Annotated in this window: 11 protein-coding genes; all 11 read left to right on the forward strand. The window is 64.7% G+C overall.

The window, feature by feature from the left end; all coding sequences use genetic code 11:
* Window positions 1-7 precede the first annotated feature (7 nt).
* The 11 genes from ACYVKM_RS15450 (at window position 8) to ACYVKM_RS15500 (ending at window position 14,004) form a co-directional block, all read left to right on the forward strand.
* On the forward strand, window positions 8-1,240 hold the full coding sequence (locus ACYVKM_RS15450; RefSeq protein ID WP_460878505.1) for an ABC transporter permease: 1,233 nt from the start codon (window positions 8-10) through the stop codon (window positions 1,238-1,240).
* 26 nt (window positions 1,241-1,266) lie between these two features.
* Window positions 1,267-2,586 (forward strand): ABC transporter permease, encoded by a 1,320-nt coding sequence (locus ACYVKM_RS15455; protein ID WP_460878506.1) that lies wholly within the window; start codon window positions 1,267-1,269, stop codon window positions 2,584-2,586.
* 10 nt (window positions 2,587-2,596) lie between these two features.
* A complete protein-coding gene (locus tag ACYVKM_RS15460) occupies window positions 2,597-3,811 on the forward strand; it encodes an ABC transporter permease (protein WP_460878507.1) in 1,215 nt (404 codons plus the stop codon).
* A 65-nt stretch (window positions 3,812-3,876) separates the two neighbouring features.
* Window positions 3,877-5,187 carry an ABC transporter permease gene (locus ACYVKM_RS15465; protein WP_460878508.1) on the forward strand — a complete coding sequence of 437 codons (1,311 nt, stop codon included), beginning with the start codon at window positions 3,877-3,879 and terminating at the stop codon, window positions 5,185-5,187.
* Between the two features lie 60 nt (window positions 5,188-5,247).
* Window positions 5,248-6,453, forward strand: a complete 1,206-nt coding sequence (locus ACYVKM_RS15470; RefSeq protein ID WP_460878509.1) for an ABC transporter permease — start codon at window positions 5,248-5,250, stop codon at window positions 6,451-6,453.
* Between the two features lie 90 nt (window positions 6,454-6,543).
* On the forward strand, window positions 6,544-8,367 hold the full coding sequence (locus tag ACYVKM_RS15475) for a DUF885 domain-containing protein (RefSeq protein WP_460878510.1): 1,824 nt from the start codon (window positions 6,544-6,546) through the stop codon (window positions 8,365-8,367).
* A 147-nt stretch (window positions 8,368-8,514) separates the two neighbouring features.
* Window positions 8,515-9,855, forward strand: coding sequence for a sigma-54-dependent transcriptional regulator (locus ACYVKM_RS15480; protein ID WP_460878511.1), 1,341 nt, complete (start codon window positions 8,515-8,517; stop codon window positions 9,853-9,855).
* A gap of 39 nt (window positions 9,856-9,894) precedes the next feature.
* A complete protein-coding gene (locus ACYVKM_RS15485; RefSeq protein WP_460878512.1) occupies window positions 9,895-11,277 on the forward strand; it encodes a sensor histidine kinase in 1,383 nt (460 codons plus the stop codon).
* Between the two features lie 48 nt (window positions 11,278-11,325).
* A complete protein-coding gene (locus tag ACYVKM_RS15490) occupies window positions 11,326-12,270 on the forward strand; it encodes an SPFH domain-containing protein (RefSeq protein WP_460878513.1) in 945 nt (314 codons plus the stop codon).
* Window positions 12,271-12,280: 10 nt separating this feature from the next.
* Window positions 12,281-12,727 (forward strand): NfeD family protein, encoded by a 447-nt coding sequence (locus tag ACYVKM_RS15495; protein ID WP_460878514.1) that lies wholly within the window; start codon window positions 12,281-12,283, stop codon window positions 12,725-12,727.
* Window positions 12,724-14,004, forward strand: a complete 1,281-nt coding sequence (locus ACYVKM_RS15500) for a threonine/serine exporter family protein (protein WP_460878515.1) — start codon at window positions 12,724-12,726, stop codon at window positions 14,002-14,004. The genes ACYVKM_RS15495 and ACYVKM_RS15500 overlap by 4 nt, the downstream gene beginning before the upstream one ends.
* Window positions 14,005-14,141: the final 137 nt, after the last annotated feature.

A 14,141-nucleotide genomic window follows, 5' to 3' on the forward strand; every position in this document is an offset into this window, starting at 1 on the left:
GCGAGCCATGGACATTCTCCCGATCCTTTCCACGCTGCGCCGGCACAAGCTCACGTCCTGGCTGCTGGTTCTGGAAATCGCGTTGACCTGCGCCATCGTCTGCAACGCGGTGTTCCTGATCGGCCAGCGCCTGCAGCGCATGGACATGCCCAGTGGCGTGGCCGAACACGAGCTGTTGCAGATCCAGGTGGCCGACGTGACGACACCGTCCAATCCGTATGCCCGCCTGGCAGAGGACGTGGCCGTGTTGAGGCAGGTGCCGGGGGTGATCTCGGTGGCTTCCTCCAACCAGGTGCCGTTCGGCAGCTCGTCGTCGAACGGCAATATCCGGCTCGACCCGGCGCAGCCCGATCGCACGCTCAACGCCACCACCTATTTCGGTGAAAACCTGGTGCAGACGCTGGGTACGCGGCTGGTGTCCGGGCGCGATCTGCAGTCCGATGATTTCGTCGACGTGGAGACCGCGATGAAGGGGCTCAGCACGGGCGACAGCAAGAGCCTGCCACACGTGACCTTGATCACTCAGACTCTCGCCGAGCGGCTGTGGCCCGGACAGAACCCGCTGGGCCGCATCATCTATCTCACGCCCACGGTGGGTCTGCGGGTGGTCGGCGTGGTGGATAGCCTGGCGCGGCCGAATGCCTACGACGAGGCCAAGGCGCAGTACACCATGGTCGTGCCGCTGCGCATGGGAGCGAGCAAGGACCAGAGCTACCTGATCCGCACCCGGCCGGAAGACCGTGCCAACGTGCTGGCCGCCGCGCTGGCCGCACTGAAGAAGGCCGATCCGCAGCGTGTGGTAACCACCAAACGCAGCTTCGATGAAGTGCGCCGGAAGTTCTTCCAGGACGACCGCGCGATGGCCGGCATGCTGGTCGGCGTGATCGCGGCGTTGCTGATCGTCACCGCGCTGGGCATCGTCGGACTGGCCAGCTTCTGGGTGGCGCAGCGTCGCCGCACCATCGGCGTGCGCCGCGCGCTCGGCGCCACCCGCGGCAACATCCTGCACTACTTCCAGACCGAGAATTTCGTGTTGGCCACGTTCGGCATCGCGCTCGGCATGGTGCTGGCCTACGGCATCAACCTGTTCCTGATGAGCCACTACGAATTGCCGCGGCTTCCGGGCATCTATTTTCCGGTGGGCGCCGTACTGCTGTGGCTGATCGGCCAGGTCGCCGTACTCGGTCCGGCGCTGCGTGCGGCGGCGGTGCCGCCGGTGGTGGCGACAAGGTCGGTGTGATGCATTCAGCGAATGGAGCTTGATACATGTTTGCCTACTACCTGGATCTGGCAGTGCGCAGCCTGAAGCGCAACAAGGTACTCACCGCGCTGATGGTGATCGCGATTGCAGTCGGTATCGGCGCCAGCATGACCACGTTGACGGTGATGCATCTGCTGTCCGGTGATCCGGTGCCCACGCGCAGCGGTACGCTGTTCTATCCGCAGGTCAATCCGGATCCAGGCCCGCGCCAGAAACAGCCTTACGACATGATGGACTACCGTTCCGCCGTCGATCTGTGGAGCGCCCATCGCGCCGACCGGCAGGCGCTGGTCACCAGCAGCCAGTTACGACTGACTGCGCCGCAGGTGAACCTGCCGCCGCTGATGGCGCAGATGCTGTCGACCACGGCGGATTTCTTTCCGATGTTCGACGTGCCTTTTCGCTACGGCAACGCCTGGACCGCGCAGGATGATGCCGCGCGTGCGCGGGTGGCGGTGATCTCGTCCGATCTCAACAGCAAGCTGTTCAATGGTGCCAACAGTGTGGGACGCACGCTGCGGCTGAAGGACACGGATGTGCGCATCATCGGCGTGCTGGCGCCATGGCGGCCATCGCCACAGTTCTACGACGTGGCGGGTGGGCGCTTCTCCAACGGCGATACGGCGGGCTTCTACAGCCGGCCGGAGGATGTCTTCGTGCCGTTCCAGAGTTCGCTGGAAATCAATGCCGGCGGCTTCCAGCCGTTCACCTGCTGGAGCATGCCGGACGACACGGTGCACCTGCAGACCTCGCCTTGCGTGTGGGTGGCGTTGTGGGTGCAGTTGAACAGTGCAGCGAAGGTCGGCAGCTACAGACGCTTCGTGGCCGATTATGCGGCTCAGCAGAAGGCCTTGGGCCGCTTCGTGCACGCCGACGACACGCAGTTGCGCAGCCTGATGGGATGGCTCGACTTCAACCAGGTGGTGCCCAGCGATGTGCGCCTGCAGACATGGCTTGCGTTTGCCTTCCTGCTGATTTGCCTGTTCAACACGGTGGGCCTGTTGCTGGCGAAGTTCCTGCGCCGTGCCGGCGAGATCGGCGTGCGCCGTGCGCTGGGTGCGAGTCGTGCGGCGGTGTTTGCGCAATGCCTGGTCGAGGCCGGCCTGATCGGTCTGCTTGGCGGCGCTGGCGGTCTGCTGCTGACCTTGCTCGGCCTGTGGCTGGTACGCAGCCAGCCGGTCGAATATGCCGATCTGGTGCATCTGGATACGACGATGTTCCTGGTCACGTTCGCACTGGCCATCGCCGCCAGCCTGCTGGCCGGTTTGCTGCCGGCGTTACGTGCCAGCCGCATGGCACCCAGCCTGCAACTGAAGACGCTCTGAGGAAGACATCATGCAGATCAAGCCCATCCTCGCCGCCCTGCGTCGCCATCGCCTGGCCAGCATCCTGATCGCACTGGAAATCGCGCTGGCTTGCGCGGTGCTGTGCAATGCCTGTTTCCTGATCGTCAGCCGCGTGCAGCAAACCCAGGTCGATAGTGGTGTCGACGAGAACGCATTGGCTGCGTTGAAACTGACCGGTTATGACGAAACGAGGGGCGTCGATCTCAACGCGCGCATACTCAGCGGCCTCGCCAAGCTTCCCGGCGTGCAGTCGGTCAGCGTGATCAATGCGGTGCCGTTCGGTGACCATGCCGGTACCGCCGGCATCACGACGGATCCTGATGGCAAGCGTTCTGGTGGCGTGGTGGATTTCTACGTCGGCGGCCCGGGCAGCTTCAAGGCGCTTGGCTTGCAACTGGTCGCCGGCAGCGAGCCACAGGCCGGTGACTACCAGCCAGTCAAGAACTTCGTGCCGGACAACGCTACCGTGTGGGTGACGCGTGCGCTGGCCGAACACCTGTGGCCGGGCCGCGATCCGCTTGGCAAGGACTTCTGGAGTGGCAAGCTCCACTTTCGCGTGGGCGGGGTAGTGGCGCACCTGGCACGTCCCTACGGCGGCGAAGGTGGCCCGAGCACGATCGAATGGTCGGTGTACGCGCCAGCCCAGCCGGGCGCTCAGCTTGCGGGCGTGTACCTGCTGCGCGCCGATCCCGCGCAATTGCCGCGGGTGCTGCGCGACGCGCGGGCCGCGATCGCCACCATCGCGCCCGATGCAGTGCTCGACAGCAAGGCCAGCCAGACCGTAGGTAGCCTGCGTGAAAACTATTTTCGACAGGATCGTGTCATGGCCGGCATCCTTGTCGGCGTGATCGCCTCGCTGCTGCTGGTCACGGCACTGGGCATCGTCGGCCTCGCCAGCTTCTGGGTCGCGCAGCGGCGTCGACAGATCGGCATCCGTCGCGCATTGGGCGCCAGCCGTGGCGACATCCTGAATTACTTCCAGACCGAGAATTTCCTGATCGTCACGTTCGGCATCGTGCTGGGCATGCTGCTGGCGTTCGCCTTGAACCTGCTGTTGATGACGCATTACGAATTGCCGCGGCTACCGCTGTATTACCTGCCGATCGCCGCATTGATCTTGTGGGGACTGGGCCAGCTGGCCGTACTCGGTCCGGCGCTGCGCGCAGCGGCCGTGCCGCCGGTGGTGGCGACACGATCGGTGTGAAAGTTTGAATGTCGCTCCTCCCGGCGGCCCGGGAGGAGCCTGCACGACAACGCAAAGGATCAACCATGTTCGGCTACTACCTCGATCTGGCTCTGCGCAGCCTCAGGCGCAACAAGGTGCTGACCACGCTGATGGTGCTCGCGCTGGCGCTGGGCATCGGTGCCACGATCACCACGCTGACCGTGCTCAAGCTGTTGTCGGGTGATCCGTTGCCGCAGAAGAGCACGCAGTTGTTCTATCCGCAACTCGACCCCTATCCCAGGGACCAGCCTTTCTCGCGCAGCGGGAAAAGGTTGCCGTGGCTCATGAGCTATGTCGATGCCATGAATCTGCTGCATGCCCGCAAGGCGGAGCGGCAGGCGGTGATGGCGTTGTCGCAGGTCAAGGTGACGCCGCAGACACAGGACGGAAAACCGTTTTATGCCGACGGGGTGATAACCACATCCGACTTCTTTCCGATGTTCGACGCACCGTTCCAGTACGGCGCAGGCTGGGCTTCTGCGGATGACGAAAGCCGTGCACAGGTGGTGGTGATCGCGGGTCTCCTCAACGACAAACTGTTCGGAGGGACGAACAGCGTGGGGCGCACGATCCGCATCGAGGATCACGACTTCCGCATCATCGGCGTGTTGCGGCCCTGGGCGCCGCAGCCGCGCTTCTATGCGCTACATCTGGGCGGCCGCGATTACGGCAAGGGCGACGCGGTGTTCATGCCGTTGCAGGGTGCGCGTGCAGACGGCATAACGCCGAACACGGTCATGTCGTACGGGCCGGAGCATACCGACATGCAACATCTGGAGACCGCCCAGAGCATCTGGCTGGGCATGTGGGTGCAATTGTCCAGTGCCGACGAAGCCCCGGCCTACAAACTGTTCCTGGGCAACTACGCGCAGCAACAGGTTGCACTGGGGCGGTTCCAGCGATCCAGGGTGGCCTTGTCGGATCTCATGTCATGGCTGCGCAACGAACAGGTGGTGCCCGATGACGTGCGTCTGCAGGCTGGACTGGCACTCGGCTTCCTGTTGATCTGCGTGGTGAATACGGTGGGCCTGCTGTTGGCCAAGTGTCTGCGCCGCTCGCGCGAGATCGGCGTGCGTCGTGCATTGGGCGCTTCGCGTGGCGCGATCTTTGCGCAGTTCATGGTCGAGGCCGGCATCGTCGGCCTGGCCGGCGGTGTGCTGGGTCTGGGCTTCGCCGAGCTGGGCTTGTGGGGCATCCGCCACCAGCCGGCGCAGTACGCCAGCCTTGCGCATCTGAATCTGTCGATGTTCCTGTTCACCTTCGTGGTCGCGCTGGTTTCCAGCCTGGTCGCCGGCCTCTTGCCCGCATGGCGGGCCTGCGCGGTCGCGCCTGCTCCGCAACTGAAAGCTAGTTGATGCGCTTTCCCTGCGCGTGAAAGCGGCCATCCATGGCCGCACTTTTCAAGGAACTGCAACATGGAAATCCGTCCGATACTCGCCAGCCTGCGCAAGCACCGTATCCCGGCCGTGCTGATCGTGCTGGAGATCGCGCTGGCCTGCGCGGTGCTCTGCAATGCCGTCTTCATGATCGGCCAGCGCGTGGCCAGCATCCACTGGTCGAATGCGATCGACGAACAGGGCATCTCGGTGGTCACCGTGAATGGCGCCGATCCGAAACTCGCCGCCAGCGAGATTCCGCGCAATCTTGCCGCCCTGCGCGGCATCGCCGGCGTCACGGCGGTGGCCGCGGCAACCAGCATGCCGCTGGACCAGAATCCGGCCCTGTCACCCTTCGTCACCAAGCCTGATACGCAAACCACGGTGAACACCTCGGTGTATTTCATCGGCAGCGACGGCGAGCGGGCCATGGGGCTGCGCCTGCTGCAAGGCCGATGGTTCAATGCAGATGAATACGCCGGCAGCGGCTTCAGGAATTTCAGTTCCACCGGTCATGTCGCGCTGATCACGCAGAGCGATGCGAACAGGTTATGGCCACGACAGAGCGCATTGGGCAAGACCCTGTATAGCAACGCCGCAAGCTGGACGGTGGTAGGTGTGGTCGCCGATGTACTGGCACAGGATCCCAAGTTCAGCGGCGCCGGGGGCATGTATTCCAGCGTGTTCTATCCGCTGCAGCCGGACGGGGTGATGGGCGACTACGTGTTGCGCAGCACACCGCAGGATCGCGAGCGTGTCGTGCGTGAGGCGGTGCAGGTGCTGGGCAAGCTGCAGCCGGGTGCCGTAGTGGAAGGGAAGACCTACGCCGGCATGCGTTCCGACTATTTTGCCGATACCAACAGCATGGTGTGGATGCTGGTGCTGGTGTGCGTGGTGATGCTGGCGGTGACCGCGTTCGGCATCGTCGGCCTGACCAGCTTCTGGGTGCAACAGCGGCGGCGGCAGATCGGCATCCGCCGTGCCGTGGGCGCCACGCGCGGACATATCCTCAGCTATTTCCGCACCGAGAATTTCCTGCTCAGTACGGCTGGCGTATTGGCTGGCATGGTGCTGGCTTTCGGCATCAACCTCTATCTGATGAAGCACTACGAGATGAGTCGCATGCCCTGGTATTACCTGCCGGGGAGCGCCGTCGCGCTGTGGCTGCTGGGCCAGCTTGCCGTGCTCGGCCCGGCACTGCGTGCGGCGGCCGTGCCGCCGGTGGTGGCGACGCGGTCGGCGTGAGAACCGTGCTATCCGGCACGGGATATCGAGTTTCATGCAAGTCACAATGATGTTCATAAGTCCATGAACACGCCCCGGAGAATGAGCCTGATGAAGACCTTGCCATTGCTGATCTGCGCGAGCCTGCTGGGCTCGGTGACCGTGATTTCATCCGTACAGGCAGCGCCGGCGGCGCAGGCTGCGCAGACGGATGTAGCTACCCGGGTGAAGGCGCTCAATGCGCTGCTGGCCGAGCAGTGGCAGCACACGCTGCAGAACAGTCCCGAGTTCGCGACGATCCTCGGCGACCTGCGTTACAACGACCGCTGGAGTGACCTCTCGCTGGCGCACGCGGCGGCCGAGAACAAGGTGACCGCGGATTTCCTGAAGCGTTTCGAGGCGATCGACACGAGCGGGTTCTCCGACACCGACAAGCTCAACCAGCAATTGATGGTGCGCCAGCTCAAGGACAGCCTGAAGAGCTACGACCTGAAGCTGAACGAGATGCCGCTGGACCAGATGAGTGGCGTGCATATCCAGTTGGCGGGTTTCGTCAGCTCGATCCCGTTCGACAATACGAAGGAATACGAGGATTACGCGGCGCGCCTCAAGGCGGTGCCGAAAGCCTTCGACCAGGTGATCGACGTGGCGAAGCAGGGCATGCGCGACAAGATGATGCCGCCTAAATACCTGCTGGAGAAGGTCGTCACCCAGATCGACAGCATCGAGAAGCCGGCCGGCATGGACAGCGTGTTTGCCGAACCGCTGAAGCATTTCCCGAAGTCGATGTCCGCGGCCGACCAGAAGCGCGTGCGTGACGAGATTCTTGCGGCGATCGACCAGGACGTGCGCCCGGCCTATCGCAAGCTGAGCGGGTTCGTGGCGAAAGATTACGCACCACATGGACGCGCCCAACCTGGCGTATGGGACTTGCCGAACGGCGACGCGATCTATCGGTTCGACGTGGAGCAGATGACCACGACCGACGAGACACCGCAGCAGATCCATGAGCTGGGCCTGGCCGAGGTCAAGCGGATTGAGGGCGAAATGACCAAGATCGCCAAATCGCAGGGCTTCTCCGATCTGGCCAGCTTCCGCGCCTCGCTGAAGACCAACCCGAAGACCCACGCCACTTCGCGCGAGGACATCCTCAACCGCTATCGCGGCTATCTGGCGCAGATGCAGCCGGAGTTGCCCAAGCTGTTCGGCATGTTGCCGAAGACCAAGGTCGAAGTGGTGCCGGTGGAGGCGTTCCGCGAGAAGGAGGCTGCTGCCGCCGAGTACCACCAGGGCACGCCGGACGGTTCGCGGCCCGGGCAGATCTTCGTCAATACCGGTGATTTCGCGAATCGCAGCGTGCTGACGATCGAGTCGACCTCGTATCACGAAGGCGTGCCGGGCCATCATCTGCAGATCTCGATCGCGCAGACCCTTCCCAAGTTGCCGCCGTTCCGCCAGCAGGCCGGTTATACGGCCTACATCGAGGGCTGGGCGCTGTATTCGGAGCAGTTGGGCAAGGACATCGGCTTCTACAAGGATCCGCTGTCCGATTACGGCCGCCTGTCCGACGAGCTGCTGCGCGCCGACCGCCTCGTGCTCGATACCGGCGTGCACTACAAGCACTGGACGCGCCAGCAGATGGTGGATTTCTTCCACGCGCATTCCAGCGAGGATGAGCCCGATGTGCAGGCCGAGACCGATCGCTACATCACCTGGCCGGGTCAGGCGCTGGCCTACAAGACCGGCGAGCTGAAGATCCTCGAGCTGCGTGCGCGCGCCAAGAAGGAGCTGGGCGACCAGTTCGATATCCGTGCGTTCCACGACGAGATCCTGGGCGGCGGCGCGCTGCCGCTGGACGTGCTGGATACCCGCGTCAACGACTGGATTGCCGCGGTGAAGGCCGGCAAGGCGCCGGCACATCCGGTGGCGTCATGAGATGTGCCCCGCTCCGGCGCTGTCCGGAGCGGGGCGGCAACATGCCGGGAATGCCGACGGCGACACGGTCGACAGGTTGCATAGTCCGCAAGTCATGGCAACCTTTATGGCCGGAGCGGCATCCATGTCCGCATGTGCAGAAGAAAGATGCGAACCGTACTGATCATTGACGACAACCCGGCCGTGGGCGAGGCGCTCTCGCTGGCGCTGTCGCTGCATGAGATCCGCCCGCTTACCGCGTTGACGCCGGAGGACGGGTTGGCGCTGTTGCAGCGCGAAGCGGTCGATGTGGTGATCCAGGACATGAACTTCACCACCGACACCACGTCGGGGGAGGAGGGCGTGGCGCTGTTCCGTGCCATCCGTGAACGGCATGCCGATCTGCCGGTGATCCTCCTTACCGCCTGGACGCATCTGGAAACCGCGGTGGAGCTGGTCAAGGCCGGCGCGGCCGATTACCTGGGCAAGCCGTGGGACGATCACAAGTTGCTGGCCACGGTGGAAAACCTGCTGGAGCTGTCCGAGTCCACCCGCGAAGTGACGCGCGGCCGGCGCGAGCGCCGCCAGCGACGCGAACAGCTGCAGCAGAAGTACGACCTGGACGGGCTGGTGTTCGCCTCCGAGGCGATGGCGCGGACGCTGGAGCTCGCTTGCCAGATCGCCCGCTCGGATGTGCCGGTACTGATCACCGGCCCGAACGGCACCGGCAAGGAGCGTATCGCGTCGATCGTGCATGCGAACTCGGCGGTGAAGCGCGGCGCGTTTGTCGCGGTGAACTGCGGTGCGTTGCCAGGTGAACTGATCGAGGCCGAACTGTTCGGTGCCGACGCCGGTGCCTACACCGGGGCGAACAAGGCGCGCGAGGGGCGCTTCGAACTGGCCGACGGCGGCACCTTGTTCCTCGACGAGATCGGCAACCTGCCGCTGCCGGGTCAGATGAAACTGCTGCGGGTGCTGGAGACCGGCCAGTTCGAGCGGTTGGGTTCCGGTCGCACCCGGCAGGTCAAGGTGCGCGTGCTTTCCGCCACCAATGCCGATCTCAAGGCGATGATCCGCGCCGGCACGTTCCGCGAGGATCTGTACTACCGGCTCAACGTGATCGAGGTGAACCTGCCGCCGCTGGCCGAGCGCAGCGACGACATCCTGCCGCTGGCGGAATTCTTCCTGGACGGCCGTGCCGAGCTCGGCGATGCCGCGCGTGAGGCCTTGCTGGGCTACCCATGGCCGGGCAACGTTCGCGAGCTGAAGAACGCGATCGAGCGCGCCGCGCTGCTCACGGGCAACGGTCCGATCACGCCCGAGCTGCTCAATCTACCGCAGCATGTCGCAGCCGTGGCACGCAACCTCGACGAGCCCAGCCGTGAAGCGGTGGAGATCGCCCTGCACAAGGCCGATGGCGTGGTCAGTCGCGCCGCGCAGAACCTGGGCTTGTCACGCCAGGCGCTGTACCGGCGGATGGAGCGCTATGGTCTGGCCACACCTGCCTGAGGCGTAGGCATTGATCAATTTTTCAGGGATGCTGTGGCCATGCGACCGCTGATTACCCTCAAGGTACGCCTGACCCTGCTGCTTGGCGTGGCGGCGCTGGCCGGTGCGTTGATCTATGCCGGCGTCACCCAGTGGCCGCTGCCGCAATTGCTGGCATGGTCGCGCAGCGACCATGGCCTGAAGCTGCTCGCGTTCAATCAGTTGAGCGTACTGGGCGGGATGCTGGTGACCGTGCTCTTGCTGTTGCCGCTGGCGTTCTGGCTGGCTGGCCTGGTGATGGCGCCGGTGAGCCGTCTGCTGCGCGCGCTGGAAGGTGCAGTGGCCAGTTATCGCGATGGCGACTTCAGCTTTTCCATCGGGGTGAACCGGCGCGATGAACTGGGTGGATTGATCCGCATGCACAACGCGCTGGGACAGACCCTGCGTGACCAGCGCCAGCATCTCGTGCAGCGCGAGCTGCTGCTGGACACGGTGGTGCAGAACACGCCGGTGGCACTGGTACTGACCGATGCAGCCGGCCGCGTCGCCTACTCGAACATTGCCTCGCGGCATCTGTTCAACGAAGGGCGCAGCCTGAACGGGCTGGATTTCACCGAGCTGCTCGCCGACGCACCCGAGGCACTGCGCAAGGCGGTGGAAAGCGGTGAGGATGCCTTGCTCAGCGTGGAGATGGACGGCAGCGAGGAAACCTTCCATCTGTCGCAGCGTGCGTTCCGGTTGCAGGGTCGGCCGCATCGGCTGCACCTGTTCCGGCGCATGACGCGTGAACTGTCGCGGCAGGAAGTGGCGACCTGGAAACGGGTGATCCGGGTGATCAGCCACGAGCTCAACAATTCGCTGGCGCCGATCTCCTCGCTGGCGCATTCCGGTGCGGAGCTGGCGCGGCGCGGACAGACCGAGCGCCTGCCCGGCGTGTTCGCCACCATCGGCGAGCGTGCGCTGCACCTGCATGGATTCATCGCGGGCTATGCCAGTTTCGCCAAGCTGCCCACGCCGCAGCCGGTGCCCGTGGCGTGGGCGCGGTTCCTGGAGGGGCTGGCGCTGCATTGCCAGTACCGGCTGGCCACGCCGGTGCCGACCGAGCCGGGCCATTTCGATGCGGTACAGATCGAGCAGGTGCTGATCAACCTGATCAAGAACGCGCACGAATCGGGCGGTGCGGACGACGAGGTGACGCTGTCCATCACGGACCTTGGCCGCGAGTTGCGCATCGAGGTGGCCGACCGTGGCCCCGGCATGAGCGAAACCGTGCTGGCGCAAGCGCTGTTGCCGTTCTATTCGACCAAGCGTTCGGGTACGGGCCTGGGCCTCGCGCTGGCACGCGAGATCTCCGAGGCACATGGTGGCCGGATCCTGCTGGCCAACCGCGAAGGTGGCGGCTTGCGGGTGAGTCTGCTGCTGCCGCAGGGGGCGTCGAGATAGCGGCTGGCTCGCCTATACTCCAGTCTTCATCAGGGAATGGAGTAAGCCATGGGACAGTTGCTTGCGCTGGTCATTGTGTTCGTCGTGGTCGTGGGTATCGCCAAGCTGGTGCGCATCGTGCCGCAGGGCTTCGAGTGGACGGTGGAAACCTTCGGCAAATACACCCGCACGCTCAGCCCGGGGCTGCATTTCCTGATCCCGATCTACCAGGCGGTCGGACGCAAGATCAACATGATGGAGCAGGTGCTCGACGTGCCCAGCCAGGACGTCATCACCAAGGACAACGCCGTGGTGCGCGTCGATGGCGTGGTGTTCTACCAGGTGCTGGATGCGTCCAAGGCCGCCTACGAGGTGTCCAACCTGGAGCAGGCGTCGCTGGCGCTGATCATGACCAATATCCGCACCGTGCTCGGCTCGATGGACCTGGATGAATCCCTCAGCCAGCGCGATGCGATCAACGCCAAGCTGCTCAAGGTGGTCGACGAGGCGACCCATCCGTGGGGCGTCAAGGTCAACCGCATCGAGATCAAGGACATCGCACCGCCGCGCGACCTGGTCGACGCGATGGCGCGGCAGATGAAGGCCGAGCGCGAGAAGCGCGCCAACATCCTCGATGCCGAGGGTTTCCGCCAGGCGGCGATCCTCAAGGCCGAGGGCGAGAAGCAGTCGGTGATCCTCGCCGCCGAGGGCGAGAAGGAGGCCGCATTCCGCGCCGCCGAGGCACGCGAACGTTCGGCCGAGGCGGAGGCCAAGGCCACCACGATGGTGTCCAACGCGATCGCCGGCGGCAACGTCAATGCGTTGAACTACTTCGTCGCCAACAACTACGTCGAGGCCCTGAAGGAAATGGCGAAGTCGCCGAACCAGAAGATGCTGCTGCTGCCGGTCGAGGCCACCGGCATCCTGGGCTCGCTGGCCGGCATCGCCGAGCTGGCAAAGGAGTCGCTGGGCCAGCAGCAGAAATCGGTGGCGGTCCAGCCGCCGCTACGTTGAGGTGGCCGCCATGTGGGAGCTTTCCGCGCATTACCTGTGGTGGATCCTCGCGCTGCTGCTGATCGCCGGCGAGGTGCTGCTGCCGGGCTATTTCATGTTGTGGATCGGCCTGGCGGCTGCGGCGATGGGCGTGGTGCTGTGGGTCGTGCCATCGCTGGGACTGCTGGCGCAGGCGGTGCTGTTTGCCCTGCTGGCACTGGCCGCCTGCCTGCTCTACGCGCGCCTGCTGCGGTCGAAGCTGGAGCGTCGCGAGCCGGGCAGCGAACGCCTGAACCGTCGTGGCGAGCAGATGATCGGCCAGCGTTACGAGTTGATCGAGCCGATCATCAACGGCCGCGGCAAGGCCCGCGTCGGCGATGGCCAGTGGCTGGTCAGCGGACCGGACCTGCCGCTGGGTACCACGGTGGAAGTGCTTGCGGTCGATGGCACCACGCTGAAGGTGCGTGCCGCGACATGAATGCCGGCGATTTCCCCGGCGGACGGCAGTTCGCCACCACGGCGTTGAATACCCGCATGGCGTTCCTGCTGGAGCTGGCGCGTCGGCTGCATCAGTACGGCACCTCCGCGCCACGGCTGGAGATGGCGATCGGCCGCGCTGCGCAGCGAATGGGGCTGGTCGCTGATGTGTGGTCCAGCCCCACCGCGATCATCATTTCCTTTGCCGACCTGGCCCAGGGCGAGGAGGGTGTGGCGCAGAGCACCCAGGTAATGCGGCTGGCGCCCGGCGAGGTGAACCTGGCGAGGCTGTGCGAGGCCGATGAAATCGCCGACCGTGCCATTGCCGGCGAACTGGATCTGCGCGAGGGCTTTCATCGGCTGCGTGCGCTGGGGCGGCCCGATACGCGTCGGGAGAAGATCGGCGTGATCGCCAGCTACGGATTGTCTGCCGGCAGCATTGCGGCGCTGTTCCTGCACAGTTCGTGGGTGGATGTGGTGGTCGCCGGCGTGATCGGCCTGGTCATCGGCGGCATCACCTTGCTGGCAGGTACCCGGCCACGGCTGGCGGTGGCCAGTGACGCGATCTGCGCGCTGGTGGCCACAGCGGTGACGATCGTGGTGAGCGCGTTCGTGGTGCCGCTTGCGATCAAGTCGGTGGTGCTGGCCAGCCTGATCATCCTGGTTCCGGGCATGTCGCTGACCACGGCGGTGCGCGAGATTTCCAGCCAGCACCTGGTTTCCGGCATGGCGCGCATGGGCGGTGCCATGTCGACCCTGCTCAAGCTCACCTTCGGCACGATAGCGGCCACCCAGCTGTGTGCCGCACTGGGCATCCATGCGCGTGATTTCGCATTGCCGGCACTCCCGGCATGGACCGATTACCCGGCGCTGCTGGTGGCGGCGATCGCGTTTGCGATCCTTTTCCGCGCGGCCCGACGCGACTGGCCGGTAGTCATCGTAGCGGTGATCGTGGGTTATCTGGCCACACGCTGGGGTGGCGAGATTTCGGGTTCGCTGCCGGCAGCGCCGTTTGGCGTGTTCCTCGGCGGATTGTTGCTGAGCGCCTTCGCCAATATCTATGCAAGATATGCGCAACGGCCGGGCGCGGTGGTGCGCGAACCGGGCATCCTGTTGCTGGTGCCGGGCAGCGTCGGTTTCCGCAGCATGTCTTTCATGCTCGAACGCGATACGTCGCTGGGCATGGATACCGGATTGCTGCTGCTGACCTTGCTGGTAGCACTGGTTGGCGGTCTGATGTTTGGCGACCTGCTGGTCTCTCCGCGCCGCTCTTTATGAAAAGCAGCTGATCGAATCCTGCGACCTTGCTGTCGCGAAAGCCCTGCAGGTCGCGAACCCGCCCGGCACATTTGCCCTCTCCCTGCGGGAAAAGGTTGGGGTGAGGATTCTAGGCTTGCGCGATCCATGGCTTTCCA

The sequence above is a fragment of the Rhodanobacter koreensis genome (genome assembly GCF_054782855.1).

Excerpts from the sequence above, each read along its gene's own strand:
- ACYVKM_RS15460 (WP_460878507.1), top strand. The coding sequence starts at position 2,597 with ATGCAGATCAAGCCCATCCTCGCCGCCCTGCGTCGCCATCGCCTGGCC.
- ACYVKM_RS15465 (WP_460878508.1), top strand. The coding sequence starts at position 3,877 with ATGTTCGGCTACTACCTCGATCTGGCTCTGCGCAGCCTCAGGCGCAAC.
- ACYVKM_RS15475 (WP_460878510.1), top strand. The coding sequence starts at position 6,544 with ATGAAGACCTTGCCATTGCTGATCTGCGCGAGCCTGCTGGGCTCGGTG.
- ACYVKM_RS15490 (WP_460878513.1), top strand. The coding sequence starts at position 11,326 with ATGGGACAGTTGCTTGCGCTGGTCATTGTGTTCGTCGTGGTCGTGGGT.
- ACYVKM_RS15480 (WP_460878511.1), top strand. The coding sequence starts at position 8,515 with ATGCGAACCGTACTGATCATTGACGACAACCCGGCCGTGGGCGAGGCG.
- ACYVKM_RS15485 (WP_460878512.1), top strand. The coding sequence starts at position 9,895 with ATGCGACCGCTGATTACCCTCAAGGTACGCCTGACCCTGCTGCTTGGC.
- ACYVKM_RS15495 (WP_460878514.1), top strand. The coding sequence starts at position 12,281 with ATGTGGGAGCTTTCCGCGCATTACCTGTGGTGGATCCTCGCGCTGCTG.
- ACYVKM_RS15450 (WP_460878505.1), top strand. The coding sequence starts at position 8 with ATGGACATTCTCCCGATCCTTTCCACGCTGCGCCGGCACAAGCTCACG.
- ACYVKM_RS15455 (WP_460878506.1), top strand. The coding sequence starts at position 1,267 with ATGTTTGCCTACTACCTGGATCTGGCAGTGCGCAGCCTGAAGCGCAAC.
- ACYVKM_RS15470 (WP_460878509.1), top strand. The coding sequence starts at position 5,248 with ATGGAAATCCGTCCGATACTCGCCAGCCTGCGCAAGCACCGTATCCCG.
- ACYVKM_RS15500 (WP_460878515.1), top strand. The coding sequence starts at position 12,724 with ATGAATGCCGGCGATTTCCCCGGCGGACGGCAGTTCGCCACCACGGCG.